The sequence below is a fragment of the Kitasatospora sp. NPDC004531 genome (assembly GCF_053602195.1).
The window spans coordinates 125383-139584 of record NZ_JBSGDD010000007.1; the positions used below are offsets into that span (position 1 = coordinate 125383).

13 protein-coding genes and 1 pseudogene are annotated in these 14202 nt (G+C 72.6%); 7 read left to right on the forward strand and 7 right to left on the reverse strand.

Annotated elements, in window-relative coordinates; genetic code table 11:
* Window positions 1–56: 56 nt before the first annotated feature.
* Both nth and ACWEMJ_RS05845 read left to right on the forward strand, forming a co-directional pair.
* The gene (gene nth / locus ACWEMJ_RS05840) at window positions 57–932 is read left to right on the forward strand and encodes an endonuclease III (protein WP_452135706.1); all 876 of its coding nucleotides are present in this window, start codon (window positions 57–59) and stop codon (window positions 930–932) included.
* Window positions 929–1624, forward strand: a complete 696-nt coding sequence (locus ACWEMJ_RS05845) for an NUDIX hydrolase (RefSeq protein ID WP_452135707.1) — start codon at window positions 929–931, stop codon at window positions 1622–1624. The genes nth and ACWEMJ_RS05845 overlap by 4 nt, the downstream gene beginning before the upstream one ends.
* 4 nt (window positions 1625–1628) lie before the next feature.
* Here ACWEMJ_RS05845 and ACWEMJ_RS05850 read toward each other — a convergent pair whose 3' ends face one another.
* Window positions 1629–2435 (reverse strand): DUF4389 domain-containing protein, encoded by an 807-nt coding sequence (locus ACWEMJ_RS05850; protein ID WP_452135708.1) that lies wholly within the window; start codon window positions 2433–2435, stop codon window positions 1629–1631.
* A gap of 145 nt (window positions 2436–2580) precedes the next feature.
* Between ACWEMJ_RS05850 and ACWEMJ_RS05855 the strand changes: the two genes are divergently transcribed.
* Both ACWEMJ_RS05855 and ACWEMJ_RS05860 read left to right on the forward strand, forming a co-directional pair.
* Window positions 2581–3765: a MarP family serine protease gene (locus ACWEMJ_RS05855; RefSeq protein WP_452135709.1), complete on the forward strand. Its 1185-nt coding sequence runs from the start codon at window positions 2581–2583 to the stop codon at window positions 3763–3765.
* Window positions 3766–3887: 122 nt separating this feature from the next.
* Window positions 3888–4589, forward strand: a complete 702-nt coding sequence (locus ACWEMJ_RS05860) for a metal-dependent hydrolase (protein WP_452135710.1) — start codon at window positions 3888–3890, stop codon at window positions 4587–4589.
* Between the two features lie 369 nt (window positions 4590–4958).
* Here the strand turns inward: ACWEMJ_RS05860 and ACWEMJ_RS05865 are convergent, their stop codons facing one another.
* The 4 genes from ACWEMJ_RS05865 to acs form a co-directional block, all read right to left on the reverse strand.
* Window positions 4959–5927: an alpha/beta fold hydrolase gene (locus ACWEMJ_RS05865; RefSeq protein WP_452135711.1), complete on the reverse strand. Its 969-nt coding sequence runs from the start codon at window positions 5925–5927 to the stop codon at window positions 4959–4961.
* Between the two features lie 78 nt (window positions 5928–6005).
* Complete coding sequence (locus tag ACWEMJ_RS05870; protein ID WP_452135712.1) at window positions 6006–6482, reverse strand: phage holin family protein; 477 nt, start codon at window positions 6480–6482, stop codon at window positions 6006–6008.
* A 142-nt stretch (window positions 6483–6624) separates the two neighbouring features.
* On the reverse strand, window positions 6625–7914 hold the full coding sequence (nhaA, locus tag ACWEMJ_RS05875) for a Na+/H+ antiporter NhaA (RefSeq protein ID WP_452135713.1): 1290 nt from the start codon (window positions 7912–7914) through the stop codon (window positions 6625–6627).
* 229 nt (window positions 7915–8143) lie between these two features.
* A complete protein-coding gene (gene acs / locus ACWEMJ_RS05880; RefSeq protein ID WP_452135714.1) occupies window positions 8144–10099 on the reverse strand; it encodes an acetate--CoA ligase in 1956 nt (651 codons plus the stop codon).
* Window positions 10100–10408: 309 nt separating this feature from the next.
* Here acs and ACWEMJ_RS05885 point away from each other — a divergent pair, with 309 nt between their 5' ends.
* Window positions 10409–10930: a hypothetical protein gene (locus ACWEMJ_RS05885; RefSeq protein ID WP_452135715.1), complete on the forward strand. Its 522-nt coding sequence runs from the start codon at window positions 10409–10411 to the stop codon at window positions 10928–10930.
* A gap of 87 nt (window positions 10931–11017) precedes the next feature.
* On the opposite strand, the gene ACWEMJ_RS05890 is transcribed toward ACWEMJ_RS05885, so the two are convergent.
* Window positions 11018–13093, reverse strand: coding sequence for a solute carrier family 23 protein (locus tag ACWEMJ_RS05890; protein ID WP_452135716.1), 2076 nt, complete (start codon window positions 13091–13093; stop codon window positions 11018–11020).
* Window positions 13094–13135: 42 nt separating this feature from the next.
* On the opposite strand from ACWEMJ_RS05890, the gene ACWEMJ_RS05895 reads away from it, so the two are divergent.
* Entirely contained in the window at window positions 13136–13390 is a 255-nt protein-coding gene (locus tag ACWEMJ_RS05895; RefSeq protein ID WP_452135717.1) for an LPXTG cell wall anchor domain-containing protein, read from the forward strand.
* Window positions 13391–13557: 167 nt separating this feature from the next.
* Here the strand turns inward: ACWEMJ_RS05895 and ACWEMJ_RS05900 are convergent, their stop codons facing one another.
* Entirely contained in the window at window positions 13558–14076 is a 519-nt protein-coding gene (locus ACWEMJ_RS05900) for an isochorismatase family protein (RefSeq protein WP_452135718.1), read from the reverse strand.
* A 32-nt stretch (window positions 14077–14108) separates the two neighbouring features.
* Between ACWEMJ_RS05900 and ACWEMJ_RS05905 the strand changes: the two are divergent.
* Window positions 14109–14202 (forward strand): annotated as a pseudogene (locus ACWEMJ_RS05905) (DNA-binding response regulator); the annotation flags it as partial.

Consider the following 14202-nt stretch of genomic DNA (forward strand, 5'->3'; position numbering starts at 1 on the left):
GTCCGCGCCGATCCGAACGGGACCGTCGGCCGGACGGATCGGCGTAGCCTTCGTGCATGGCAGAGAGCAAGGTCACGAAGACCGGGCGGAAGAAGCCCGAGACGCACCTGGGGATGGTGCGCCGGGCCCGGAGGATCAACCGTGAACTGGCGCAGCTGTACCCCTACGCGCACCCCGAGTTGGACTTCGACGGGCCGTTCCAGCTGCTGGTGGCCACCGTCCTGTCGGCGCAGACCACCGACCTGAGGGTCAATCAGACCACCCCGGCGCTGTTCGCGAAGTACCCGACGCCGGAGGACCTCGCGGCGGCCGTCCCCGAGGAGCTGGAGGAGATCGTCCGGCCCACCGGCTTCTTCCGGGCCAAGGCGAAGTCGCTGATCGGCCTGTCGATCGCGCTGCGCGACCGCTACGACGGCGAGGTGCCGCGCAAACTGGAGGACCTGGTCACCCTCCCCGGCGTCGGCCGGAAGACCGCCAATGTCGTAATCGGCAATGCGTTCGGCGGTGCGGGAGTCACTGTCGACACCCACTTCGGACGCCTCGCCCGCCGCTTCGGCTGGACCACCTCCGAGGACCCGGAGCAGGTCGAGGCCGAGGTCTGCGCGATCTTCCCGAAGTCCGAGTGGACGATGCTCTCCCACCGGGTGGTCTTCCACGGCCGCCGGGTCTGCCACGCCCGCAAACCCGCCTGCGGCGCCTGCCCGATCGCCCCGCTCTGCCCGTCCTACGGCACCGGCGAGACCGACCCCGAGCGGGCCCGCAAGCTGCTCAAGTACGAGCTCGCCGGCCAGCCCGGCCAGCGCCTGCGCCCCCCGGCCGACTTCCCGGGCGAAGCCGCCGCCCGCGCCGAGGTCGCCGCCGGACACCCCCTGCCCGACACCGCCCCCGCCGCGGTGCGCGCGGCCCAGAAGGACGTGGAGGCCCAGGCATGACGACACCCGCGGTGCTCAGGGACGGCCTGCCCGACTGGCTGCTGCCGGTGCGCGACGCCGCCGAGCGGGCCGTGCCGGAACAGCTCAGCCGCTTCCTGCCGCCCGCCGAGGGCGGCCGCCCCTCCGCCGTGCTGATGCTGTTCGGCGAGGGCCCGTCCGGCCCCGACCTGCTGATGATCGAACGGGCCCGCAGCCTGCGCTCGCACGCCGGCCAGCCGTCCTTCCCCGGCGGCGCGCTGGACCCGGAGGACGGCGACCCGGCCGGCTCCGGCCCGCTGGCGGCGGCCCTGCGCGAGGCCACCGAGGAGACCGGTCTCGACCCGTCCGGCGTTCAGCTGTTCGCCCGGCTGCCCGCGCTGTACATCCCGGTCAGCGGCTTCGTGGTGACGCCGGTGCTCGGCTGGTGGCGGCGCGAATCGCCGGTCGCCGTGGTGGACCCGGCGGAGACCGGCGCGGTGTTCCGGGTGCCGCTCAGCGAGCTCACCGACCCGGCGAACCGGGCCCGGCTGCGCCACCCGTCCGGCTTCACCGGCCCGGCGTTCCAGGTGGCCGGGCGGCTGGTGTGGGGCTTCACGGCGGGGGTGATCGACCGGGTGCTGCACTTCAGCGGCCTGGAGCGGCCCTGGGACGGCGGGCGCACGGTCGAACTCTCCGAGGAGGCCGCCGCCCTGGCGCTGCGCCCCCGCTCCTGAGCCCTCAGGCCCCGACCCGCAGCGGGGCGAGCGTGGAGACCACGTCCCCGGTGTAGACGTTGTCGTCCTCCGAGTGCCACTGGTCGCTCGCCGAGCCCGCCGCCGAGGACAGCAGCCCCAGCACCAGGTAGATCACCAGCAGCGTCTTCGCGGCCCCGGTCAGCACCAGCGGCCGGGTCGCGGAGCGCTGCGGCTCGGAGTTCGGCGGGTCGCCGAACACGTCCTTCGGGTAGGTGGAGGTGAGCATCAGCAGGTACGCCTGGAACCGCATCCGGTAGCGCAGCACGGCGGCGGTGGCCTCGAACAGCGCCTGCGGCATCCGTCCCATCACCAGCACGACCAGCCAGTGGACGACCGACACCGTCCACCAGCCGGCCTGCAGCAGCCCCTGGACGATCGCGGCGGGGACGACCAGCAGCAGCCGGAAGAACACCGCCAGCCGGTTCAGCCGCTCGCCGGGCCGCAGCTCGATCCGCACCGGGTGGTCGGGTGCCTCGAAGCGGAACGGCGGGTAGCGGTCGACCACCAGCAGCATCGAGGCGTAGACCCTGGTGTCGTACGCCACGTACCCGGCGAGCCAGTCCGCGGCGAACCGGGGGAGCCGCCCGGTGAACAGCGCGCCGAACCAGCCGATCACCGCGACCACGAACGCCACGATCGACAGCAGCCACAGCACGACGAACTGCGGGATCAGCAGCAGCAGGCGCAGCAGCACGGTGAACCGGTTCTGGCGGGCGGACGGCGGGAGGTCGAGGGCGGGCCGGAATTCGGTCCGGTCCACGACCGGCACGTCCCACCTGGGCTGTTCCATCGCACGACTCCCTGATTCCCGGTCCGCTGTCCGGATGGTCAGACAGTCCCAACCATTCCGGGCGGGGTGCCCGCCGGGCTGACCCGATCGGGCGACACCGGGCGGCCGTTGTCCCCCGCCCGGTGGCTCGTGGGAGGGTATCCGGGTGAACGTCCTGGATCTGCTGCTGATCGCCGCCGCACTGGGCTTCGCCGTCTCCGGCTATCGGCAGGGCTTCGTGGTCGGCGTGCTGTCGGTGCTCGGCTTCCTCGGCGGCGGCCTGATCGCCGTCCAACTGCTGCCGCTGGTGCTGCGCCACCTCTCCCCGGGCACCACCGCCTCGGTGGTCGCGGTCGTGGTGGTGATCGTGCTCGCCGCCGTCGGCCAGGCCGTCACCACCCACTTCGGCTGGAAGCTGCGCGGACGGATCGGCCGCGGCAAGGTCAAGGTCCTGGACGCGATCGGCGGCTCGCTGGTGAACGTGCTGTCCATGCTGCTGGTGGCCTGGCTGATCGGCTCGGCGCTGGCGGGCACCTCGCTGCCCACGGTCTCCAAGCAGGTCCGCACCTCCAAGGTGCTCGGCTCGGTGCAGTCGGCGCTGCCGGCCGACGCCCCGAACTGGTTCTCCGACTTCAGCAAGGAACTCGCCCGCAACGGCTTCCCGCAGGTGTTCAACCCGTTCGACCAGGAACCGATCACCGAGGTCGAGCCCCCCGACCCGGCACTGGCCGGCAGCGCGGGCGTGCAGAAGGCCAAGGGCTCCCTGGTGAAGGTGCTGGGCACCGCCCCGTCCTGCGGCAAGACCCTGGAGGGCTCCGGCTTCGTGTTCGCCCCGCACCGCGTGATGACCAACGCGCACGTGGTCGGCGGCGTCGACGAGCCGACCGTGCAGATCGGCGGCATCGGCCAGCTCTACGACGCCACCGTGGTCCGCTACGACTGGCAGCGCGACATCGCCGTGCTGGACGTCCCCCGGCTGAACGCCCCGCCGCTGACCTTCGCCGGCGACGCGCGGACCAACGACTCGGCGATCGTCGCGGGCTTCCCCGAGAACGGCTCCTTCAACGTCCAGCCGGCCCGCATCCGCGGCCGCATCCAGGCCAACGGCCCCGACATCTACCACCGCGGCCAGGTGGTCCGCGACGTCTACTCGGTCCGCTCGCTGGTCCGCCAGGGCAACAGCGGCGGCCCGCTGCTCACCCCCGACGGCCAGGTCTACGGCGTGGTGTTCGCCAAGTCCCTGGACAGCGCCGACACCGGCTACGTGCTGACCGCCGCCGAGGTGAAGGACGACGTCCTCCAGGGCGCCACCGCGGCCGGCAGGGTCGACACCGAGGGCTGCGCGCTCTGAGCCGCCGCCCGCCGCACGACCCCTGACGACCCGTCGGCGCGCCCTGGTAGCGTCGGCCGAGCTCGTCCGAACGGCCCAGCCGGGCCGCCCGGCGGAGCCCGACGGGAGGTTCGACGCACGTCATGATGGGTCACTCGCACGCGGTCAGCGGCGCCCTGCTGTTCGCGGCCACCGCGCCGTTCGTCCCACCGCTGCTGGGGATGCACCTGACGCCGGCCGACGTCCTGATGGGCACCGTGCTGTGCGCCGGCGCGGCCCTGCTGCCGGACCTCGACCACCACGACGGGACGATAGCCAACTTCCTCGGCCCGATCTCCAAGCTCCTCTGCCGCTTCGTCGCCTGGATCTCCGGCGGCCACCGCCACGCCACCCACTCGCTGCTGTTCGTGGCCCTGATGGGCGGCGGCAGCTGGGCCGGCATCACCTTCGTGGGCCGTTGGTTCACCATCGGCCTGACGTTCTTCCTGCTCGCCATGGCGATCAAGGCGCTGCGCCTGCACCCGCCGGGCCACGGCCACGCCCCCTGGATCATCGTGGTCGGCCTGGCCGCGCTCGGCACCTTCGGCATGCTCACCTGGCTCCCCAACGCCCCCGGCTGGCTGCCCTACGCCGTCGCCCTCGGCACCCTGGCCCACCTGCTCGGCGACTGCCTCACCAAGCAGGGCTCCCCACTGCTGTGGCCGCACAAGGAACGCTACGAGATCGTCCTGATCAAGCGCACCGGCAACGACATCGAGACCAAGGTCCTGGTCCCGGTGATGTCCGTGGCCACCTTCGGCCTGCTCCTGTGGTCCACGGCGATCTCGCCCGACGTCCTCGGCTGAGGAGGCGCACGGCCAGGGGTGGGGGTGTCCCCAGCTGCCCCTGGCCGTGCGTTCCTTCAGCTCTCCCGCCGGAGCCTCGCCCCCACCCATCGCGCCCGTCGCCCGATGATCTTCGGAATGCCGAGCCGGTAGCCCGCCCGCTCGGTGGGCTGGTAGGGCCACTCCGGCTGCGGGGCGTGCTGTTGCGAGCTGCTGCTGCCACGGCGGCGTCGGCGCGGCTGGGCTTCTCGATCGGGCATCCAGGTCATACCGGAGGGATTCCCTGGGGCCGCCCGGAGTAACCGCCCTCGCACCATGCGGCTGGCTTATGCGCTTGTCATATGAACGCCGTCAAGTCCTGTGCAGCGCACCGCCGTTGACCCCGGGGCGTCAGCCGTCCTTGTGCTGCCGGACCCACCCGATCAGCTCCGCCGTGAACTCCTCCGGCACCTCCTCGTGCGGGAAGTGCCCCACCCCCGGAAGCAACCGCCACCGGTACGGCGCGGAGACGAACTCGCCCGCCCCCAGCGCGGTGCGCGACAGCAGCACCGGATCGGAGGCGCCCTGCACGTGCAGCACCGGCGCGGTGATCTGCTTCTTCATCCGGCGCGCGAACTGGATGCCGTCCGGCCGGGCCATCGACCGCATCAGCCAGCGGTACGGCTCGATCGAGCAGTGCGCGGTGCTCGGCACCTGGATCGCCTTGCGGTAGGCCGTCACGGCCTCCGCGGACAGCATGTTCGGCCCGGTCCACTCCCGCAGGTAGTCCCCGACCAGCGCCCCGTCGTCCGCGACCAGCCGGCGCTCCGGGATCCACGGCCGCTGGAATCCCAGCACGTGCTCGAACGCGGCGATCTGCCGCCGGTCGGTGAGCAGCGCCCGCCGCAGGTGCCGCGGGTGCGCGGCCGAAACCACCGTCAGACTGCGGATCACCGAGGGCCGCATCACCGCGGCCACCCAGGCCAGCGTGCCGCCGGTGGCGTGCCCCACCAGGTGCGCCTGGCGCTCGCCCAGCGAACGGATCACGCCGGTGACGTCCAGGGCCAGGTTGCCGGGATCGTAGCCGCGCGGGGTGCGGTCCGACCCGCCCATGCCGCGCAGGTCCAGCGCCACCGCCCGGAAGCCCGCCTCGGCGAGCGCCGTCAGCTGGTGCCGCCACGCCCACCAGTACTCGGGCCAGCCGTGCACCAGCAGCACCAGCGGACCTTCGCCGAGCTCGGCGATGTGGAAACGCGCGCCGTTCGCGGCCAGATCGCGGTGCGTCCACGGCCCGGCCGAGCGGACGCTCCACGGCTCCCCGGCAGCCGGCCGGACGGGAACGGGGGACGGCTCATCCACGGGCTTCTGGTCCAACGACATACCCGCAGCCTGTCATACCCGCGTCCTCCGTACCTGCCCGGCACTCACACCCGGGCGCAAACCGTTACCGGCCGCCGACTACTGGATCCGGCCCAGCGCCCGGTCGATCTCCTCCTGGGTGGCCGGCCGCGGCTTGGCGTTCTTCAGCACCTGCGCGGTGGCCTGCGCGCCGGCGATGGTGCGCTCCGGCTTCCGGACCTTCTTGAAGGAACGGATCATCAGGAACGCCAGCAGCAGCGCGATCAGCACGTACGCGCCGCCGACGATGGCGAACGACCAGCCGGTGGTGATGCCCAGCGCCTGCAGGCCCCAGGCGAAGGCGAAGGAGAACATCGGGATCGACGCCAGCGCCACCACACCGGCCACCACGCCCGCCGCGGTGCCGATGCCGCCCTTCACCACGTCCGCCTTGATCTCGGCCTTGGCCAGCGCGATCTCGTCGTGCACCAGGCTGGACAGCTCGGCGGACGCGGCGGCGAACAGCTCGCCGACGGTGCGCTCGCCCTCGTGCGGGACGCGGCCGGCGCCGTTCTGGTTGGTGGCTCCTGCGGCCATCGGCGGTCTCCATTTCGCGGGCTGGGTTCGGCGTGCGCGGCGGTGGGGCGTGGTGAGGGTGCGTCACGCACGGCTGTCAGCTCAGCATCATGCCCCTACTGGCGAGTCGGGCACCACTCCGGGGTCCCCGGCGGGCGGCGTGTCACCGCCGCTGTTGGTACACATCGGGGATGCCGTCGCCGTCCGAGTCGCGCTCCTCCTCCTCGCACAGCTGTCGGTAGTACCGGTTGCGGCGCTTGAGCAGCAGGGTGCCGATCACCGCGCAGGTCAGCGACCCGACCAGCACGGCCTCCTTGCACAGCTCGGCCAGGTGCGGGTCGTCCACGAACGCCAGGTCGCTGATCAGCAGCGACACCGTGAAGCCGATGCCCGCCAGGGTGGCCAGCGCGAACATGTCGGACCAGGTCAGCTGCGGATTCAGGGTGGCCCGGGTGTAGCGGGCCGCCAGCCAGGTGCCGCCGAAGATGCCCACCGACTTGCCGACCAGCAGGCCGATCACGATGCCCAGCGGCGCGGCCTCGGTGAACACCTCGCCCAGTACCTTCCCGGACACCGGCACCCCCGCCGCGAACAGCGCGAACATCGGCACCGCGAACCCCGCCGACACCGGACGCACCAGGTGCTCGACCCGCTCGCCGGGGGACTGCTCCTCGCCCTCCTCGCGGTGGCAGCGCAGGATCAGGCCCATCGCCACGCCCGCCACCGTCGCGTGCACGCCGCTCTCGTGCATCAGCGCCCAGATCACCACGCCCAGCGGCACCAGCAGCCACCACCGGCCCAGCCCGCGCCGGTGCAGGAACCAGAACAGCACCAGCCCGGCCAGCGCCCCGCCCAGCGCCCAGAAGGTGATCCCGGACGAGTAGAAGACCGCGATGATCAGGATAGCGATCAGGTCGTCCACCACCGCCAGGGTGAGCAGGAACGCCCGCAGCGCGGACGGCAGATGGCTGCCCACCACGGCCAGCACACCCAGCGCGAACGCGATGTCGGTGGCGGTCGGGATCGCCCAGCCCGCCGGGTGCCCGTCGCCGACCACGTTCACGACGGTGAACAGCACCGCCGGGAGCGCCACCCCGCACACCGCCGCCACCACCGGCAGCACCGCCGCACTCGGCGTGCGCAGCTCCCCGGCCACGAACTCGCGTTTCAGCTCGATGCCCGCGACGAAGAAGAAGATCGTCAGCAGTCCGTCCTGTGCCCAGGCCTCCAGCGGCAGGTCCAGGTGCAGCGGCGCGGACGGGCCGAAGGTCAGCTCGCGGACCGACTCGTAGGCGTGCGGCCAGAGGTTCGCCCAGAGCAGCGCGACCACCGCGGCGCCCAGCAGCAGCACCCCGCCGACCGTCTCGGTGCGCAGGGCGTCGGCGAGGAAGCGGCGTTCGGGCAGCGAGAGCAGACCGAGGAACTGGCGGCGCTCGTTGGACGGGCTGGCCACGGGGAGACCTCCTGAGGCGGGCGGCATGCGGACACACGGGTGGTGCAGTGCCGACCAGACTTCCCGGCGCGCCTCAGAACCTTGATGGTTCCTTGACATCCTACGGGGTGCGGCGGGAGGTAAATCGTTCTGTCGCTTTTTATGATCATTCGTCCCGTAGGGAACGGCAACGGGCCGGGCCCGCTCCGGTGTCTCACGGAGCGGGCCCGGCCCGTTGTCTGAGTGGAGATCAGCCCTCGGAGTTGCCGGCCGGCAGCTGGGACTGGATCAGGTTCATCACGGTGGAGTCGGCCAGCGTGGTGGTGTCGCCCACCTCGCGGCCCTCGGCGATGTCGCGCAGCAGGCGGCGCATGATCTTGCCGGAGCGGGTCTTCGGCAGCTCGGAGACCACCTTGATCTGCTTCGGCTTGGCGATCGGGCCGAGCGTCCTGCCGACGTGGTCGCGCAGCTCCGCGATCAGGTCGGTGCTGTCGGTGGCCGAGCCGCGCAGGATCACGAACGCCACGATCGCCTGGCCGGTGGTGGCGTCGGTCGCGCCGACCACCGCGGACTCGGCGACCGCCGGGTGGCCGACCAGCGCCGACTCGACCTCGGTGGTCGAGATGTTGTGGCCGGACACCAGCATCACGTCGTCCACCCGGCCGAGCAGCCAGATGTCGCCGTCCTCGTCCTTCTTCGCACCGTCGCCGGCGAAGTAGCGGCCCTCGAAGCGCGACCAGTAGGTGTCGATGTAGCGCTGGTCGTCGCCCCAGATGGTGCGCAGCATGGACGGCCACGGCTCGGTCAGCACCAGGTAGCCGCCGGAGCCGTTGGGCACCTCGCGGGCCTCGTCGTCCACCACGGTGGCGGCGATGCCCGGCAGGGCGCGCTGGGCCGAGCCCGGCTTGGTCTCGGTGACGCCCGGCAGCGGGCTGATCATCATCGCGCCGGTCTCGGTCTGCCACCAGGTGTCGACGATCGGGGTCTTGCCCGCGCCGATGTGCTCCCGGTACCAGACCCACGCCTCCGGGTTGATCGGCTCGCCGACCGAGCCCAGCACCCGCAGGCTCGACAGGTCGTAGCGGGCCGGGATGTCGTCGCCCCACTTCATGAAGGTGCGGATCGCGGTGGGCGCCGTGTAGAGGATGGTGACGCCGTACTTCTGCACGATCTCCCAGAACCGGCCCTGGTGCGGGGTGTCCGGGGTGCCCTCGTAGATCACCTGGGTGGCGCCGTTGGCGAGCGGGCCGTAGACGATGTACGAGTGGCCGGTGACCCAGCCGATGTCGGCGGTGCACCAGTAGACGTCGGTCTCCGGCTTCAGGTCGAACACCGCGTGGTGGGTGTAGGAGGCCTGGGTCAGGTAGCCGCCCGAGGTGTGCAGGATGCCCTTGGGCTTACCGGTGGTGCCCGAGGTGTACAGGATGAACAGCGGCTGCTCGGCGTCGTGCGCCTCGGGGGTGTGCTCGGCGGACTGGCCGTCGACCAGCTCGTGCCACCAGACGTCGCGGCCCTCGGTCCAGGACACCTCCTCGCCGGTGCGGCGCACGACCAGGACCTTCTCCACGCCGTCGACCTTGGTCAGCGCCTCGTCGATGGCCGGCTTCAGCGCGGACGGCTTGCCGCGGCGGTAGCCGCCGTCGGCGGTGATGACCACCTTGGCGTCCGCGTCCTGGATGCGGGAGGCCACCGCGTCGGCCGAGAAGCCGCCGAAGACCACCGAGTGGGCGGCGCCGATGCGGGCGCAGGCGAGCATCGAGACCACCGCCTCGGGGATCATCGGCAGGTAGACGGCCACCCGGTCGCCCTTGGCCACGCCCAGCTCCAGCAGGGCGTTCGCGGCCCGGGAGACCTCGTCCTTCAGCTGCGCGTAGGTGATGGCCCGGCTGTCGCCCGGCTCGCCCTCGAAGTGGATCGCGACCCGGTCGCCGTTGCCGGCCTCGACGTGCCGGTCGACGCAGTTGTACGCCACGTTGAGCTTGCCGTCCGCGAACCACTTGGCGAACGGCGGGTTCGACCAGTCCAGGGTCTCGGTGGGCTCGACCGCCCAGCTCAGCCGGCGGGCCTGCTCGGCCCAGAAGGCCAGCCGGTCCTCGGAGGCCTGGGCATAGGCGTCGGCGGTGACGTTGGCGGAGGCGGCGAGCTCCGCGGGCGGGGCGAAGCGCCGCTCCTCCTTGAGCAGGTTGGCCAGGCTCTCGTTGCTCAACGCGCACTCCTCATCGAGTCTCAAATACCGGGAACCCCGTGCGGAGGGATGGTCCCGTGTGTCCCAGCGCACAGCTCACCAGGCCAAGAGCCGTGTTGACAAGAGGCTCCGGAAAATTGGTGTAGACCTTTGATCGGCAGCAGGCCGCGCCCCTGGTGGACGCCTCCGATGCCGCTCGCCCGGTCCTCCCGACGCCTTCCCGCCCCCGGGTCCGATCAATCCCGCCCAGCACCTTGACGACCCCCGCCCCCGGTACTCCACTGACGGTACGCAACCCATCACCGTACGCGACAGTGACGGGGGTTCCGCATGACCGACACCTCACCCCGGCCCGGCGACTTCGCGGTCGTCCGCATGGACGGCCGCACCGGTCGCCTGATCCGGATCGGCCAATTCCTCAACGGCGACGGGTTCTCCGACTACGAACACGCCTTCGTCCTCGTCGACGACGGCCTCGTGGTCGAGGCCCAACCCGGCGGCGCCGCACTCAACCCGCTCGGCAACTACGACGGACGCCCCGTGCTCTGGTCCACCGGCCGCATACCGCTCACCGACGACCAGCGCACCGCCATCACCACCGCCGCCCACTCCTACCTGGGCACCCCCTACTCCTTCGCCGACTACCTCGCCCTCGGCGCCGCCCGCCTGCGACTCCCGGCAGGCCCGCTGCTGCGGAAGTACGTCGCCTCCACCAAGCACATGATCTGCTCGCAACTCGTCGACCAGTGCTACCAGGACGCCGGTGTGCACCTGTTCGACGACCACCGCTGGCCCGGGTACGTCACCCCGGCGGACCTGGCCAACCTGCTCCACCGCCGGACCGGCGGCTGACGCACAAGCAGGGGCGCTGGAGAATACTCCACGCGCCCCTGATCCTTCTTCACGACCGGCAGTCGGCGGTCGGCGAAGTGGACGCCGCTACGCGGCCAGCTCGGCTTCCGCCCCCGGATCCGGTTCGTGCTCGGCCTCCGGGTGCACCGGGGCGAAGCGGCCGGACCGACCGTCCATCACATAGGCCTGGGCGGTGGCGAGGTCGAAGTACATGCCGACCAGGCGCAGCGACCCGGCCGCCACCCGGCGCTCGACGGCCGGATTGGCCATCAGCTGCTCCAACTGCTGCACCACATTGGTGATGCACAGCTGCTCGACCACGTCCGCCGCCGCGCGGCCCTCGAACTCGGCCGGGGCGCGCCGCAGTCGGGCCAGCGAGCCGCGCCCGTTGCGCAGCCACCGGGCCAGCGCCGTGGGCGGCCCGGCCTGCTCCGTCACCCCGTCCAGCAGGGCCTTCATCGCGCCGCAGCCGGAATGCCCGCAGACCGTGATCGAGGCGACCTCCAGCACCTCCACCGCGTACTGGACCGCCGCGGCCACCGAATCGTCCGCCGCGCCCGGCTCGTACGGGGCGGGCACCAGGTTGCCGACGTTGCGGACGGTGAAGAGGTCGCCCGGGCCGGAGCTGGTGATCATGCTGGTGACCATCCGGGAGTCCGCGCAGGTGAGGAAGAGCTGCGAGGGGGCCTGCCCGTCACGCGCCAGCCGGGCCAGCTCCTGGCGGACCAGCGGGGCGGTGTGCTGCTGGAAGCCGCGCAGGCCGAGCAGCAGGCGGACGTGCGGATCGTCGTCCTCGCTCCGTTCGATGCAGTGGTGGCCGACCCAGGGCGTCCAGGCGCTGCAGCGGTGCGGCCCGGGGGCGTCGTCGACCAGGACGGTGCCGTCGGGGTCGAGCACCTCCTGCGCCTGGCGATCCGTCAGCATCGAGACCTGGGCGCCGGTGGCCTGATGGTCGGTGCGCCAGGCGTGCAGCGCCTCGAACGCGGCGTGGTCCAGGAAGGAGCCGTCGTGCCGGACCGTCACCCGGGCGCCGGCCGGAATCCGGGCGAACGCCCGGCTCAACTTGGGCACGGCCACGAACGTCAGCGGGCCGTGGGTGCGGACGGTGCGGGAGCCGTCCGGCTCGACCGTCACCTCCACGTGGGCCCGCGTCAGCCGGTAGAGCGCGAGCAGGACGGCGAACGAGCCGCCGAGGACCACCCCGAGCGGGACGCCGAGCAGCAGCACGCCGAGCACGGTGGCCAGGTAGACCGGGAACTCGCGGTGCCGGTGCACCCGGCGGATGTGCGCGAAGCTCACCATCTGCACGCCGACCACCAGCACCAGCGCGGCGAGGGCGGCCAGCGGGATCCGGCGCAGCCCGGCCGTCAGCGCCAGCGCCGCCACCAGCACCCAGCAGCCGTGCAGCACCGCCGACATCCGGGTGGCCGCGCCGGCCTGCACATTGGCGGTGGAGCGCACCGCGCCGCCGGCCACCGGCAGGCCGCCGAGCAGCCCGGAGAGCAGGTTGGAGACGCCCTGGGCGCGCAACTCGCGGTCCAGGTCGCCGGAGCGGCGGGTCATCCGGTCGATGGCGACGGAGGACAGCAGGGACTCGACGCCGGCCACCGCGGCGACCGTGAGCACCAGGCCGAGCAGGGCCGGCCAGTGGTCGGCCAGCACGCCCGGCGAGGGTGGGGAGAAGAACTGGTGGTGCTCCCAGACCGGGAGTTCGACCCGGGCCAGGCGCAGGCCGGCGGCCAGCGAGAGGGCGGTGGCGGCGGCCACCGCGACCAGCGCGGCGGGCAGCCGGGCCAGCCGGGACCCGAGCCGGCCCGCCGGGCCGGGGAGGCGGCCGAGCTTCGGCCAGCCGTAGAGCACGGCGAGCGCGAGCAGCCCGACCACCAGCGCGGGCAGGTGCGGGCCGGCCAGCTCGGCGGGCAGTGAGCGCAGGTCGGCCAGGGCCGAACTCCCCGGCGAGCCGCCGAGGATGACGTGCAGTTGGGCGACCGCGATGGTGAGGCCGACGCCGGCCAGCAGGCCGTGCACCACGGCCGGCGAGACCGCGAGCGCTGCGCGGGCCACCCGCAGCGAGCCGAGCAGCAGTTGCAGCAGACCGGCGGCGACCGTCACCAGGCAGGCGAGCTGCCAGCCGAACTGGGCGATCGCCCCCGCGGTGACCACGGTGAGCGCGGCGGAGGGCCCGCTGACCTGCAGGGGGAGCTGGTGGAGAGCGGGCCGGTCGAGCTGTGCGTCGCGGTGTCGCAGTGCCCGGAGAAGGACGGCTGCGGGAAGCCGCCCCACCAGGGTGGTCCGTCCGAGCCGCCGCACGGCAAGGGCGGGTCGGGGCGGCTGCCGGACACGGGCTCGCCGGAGGTGCTCGCGGTGGCCGGTCTGGCCGGCGGCGGGCTGCTGACGCTGGGCGGTGTGCTGCTGCACCGGGCGCGGCGCAGGGCGGAGGCGGACCGGTTCACCGGGTAGTGCCCGCGGCTTCGCCGTCCGTTCGATGAAAGGTGAAAGGGGACCGCTTCCGGGGCCTTCGGGTCTCGGGGGCGGTCCCTTCGACCTGACGCCTCGTCACGGTCGGTGCCGTTACGGAGCGGGCGGCGGCGGGTGCGGAGCGGTCCGCGCCCGCCGCCGTCGGCGTGTCAGGCCTTGCGGGCCAGCTCGGCGGCCTCGGCGGCGGTGGTGACGGAGCCGAAGCGGGGGAAGGTGTGGCGGAAGGCGTGGTCGTGCTCGTCGGCCGACAGGGCGGACATCGCGTCCTCGACGAAGTGCACCGTGTAGCCGTGGTCGACGGCGGCGCGGGCGGTGGACTCGACGCCGAGGTTGGTGGCCAGGCCCGCCATCACCAGGGTGTCGATGCCGCGCTCGCGCAGCAGGGCGTCGAACTCGCCGCTGTGGAAGGCGCCGATGGCCCGCTTGGTGAACAGCAGGTCGCCCTCGGCCAGCACGCCGTCGACCAGTTCGCTGCCCGGGGGCTGTTCGTCGACGCCGGGGCGGTGCACCTGCACCACGACGACGGGGGCGCCGGCGGCGCGGAAGGCCTCGGCGAGGGTGCGGGCGGTCGTCACCACGTCCCGGCCGGTGCGGGGCCTGAGGTCCAGATCGACGATCCGGGTCTGGAGGTCGACGAGTACGAGGGCGAGTTGTCCTTGAGCAGTCACGGGGTGACTCTAGCGAGTGACGGCCAGTTGACCGGATGCCCGGCCTGGACGGCATCGACGTCACCCGCGCCCTGGCCGGGCCGGGTGTCCCGGACCCGCTGCAGGTGGTCGTGGTCACCACCTTCG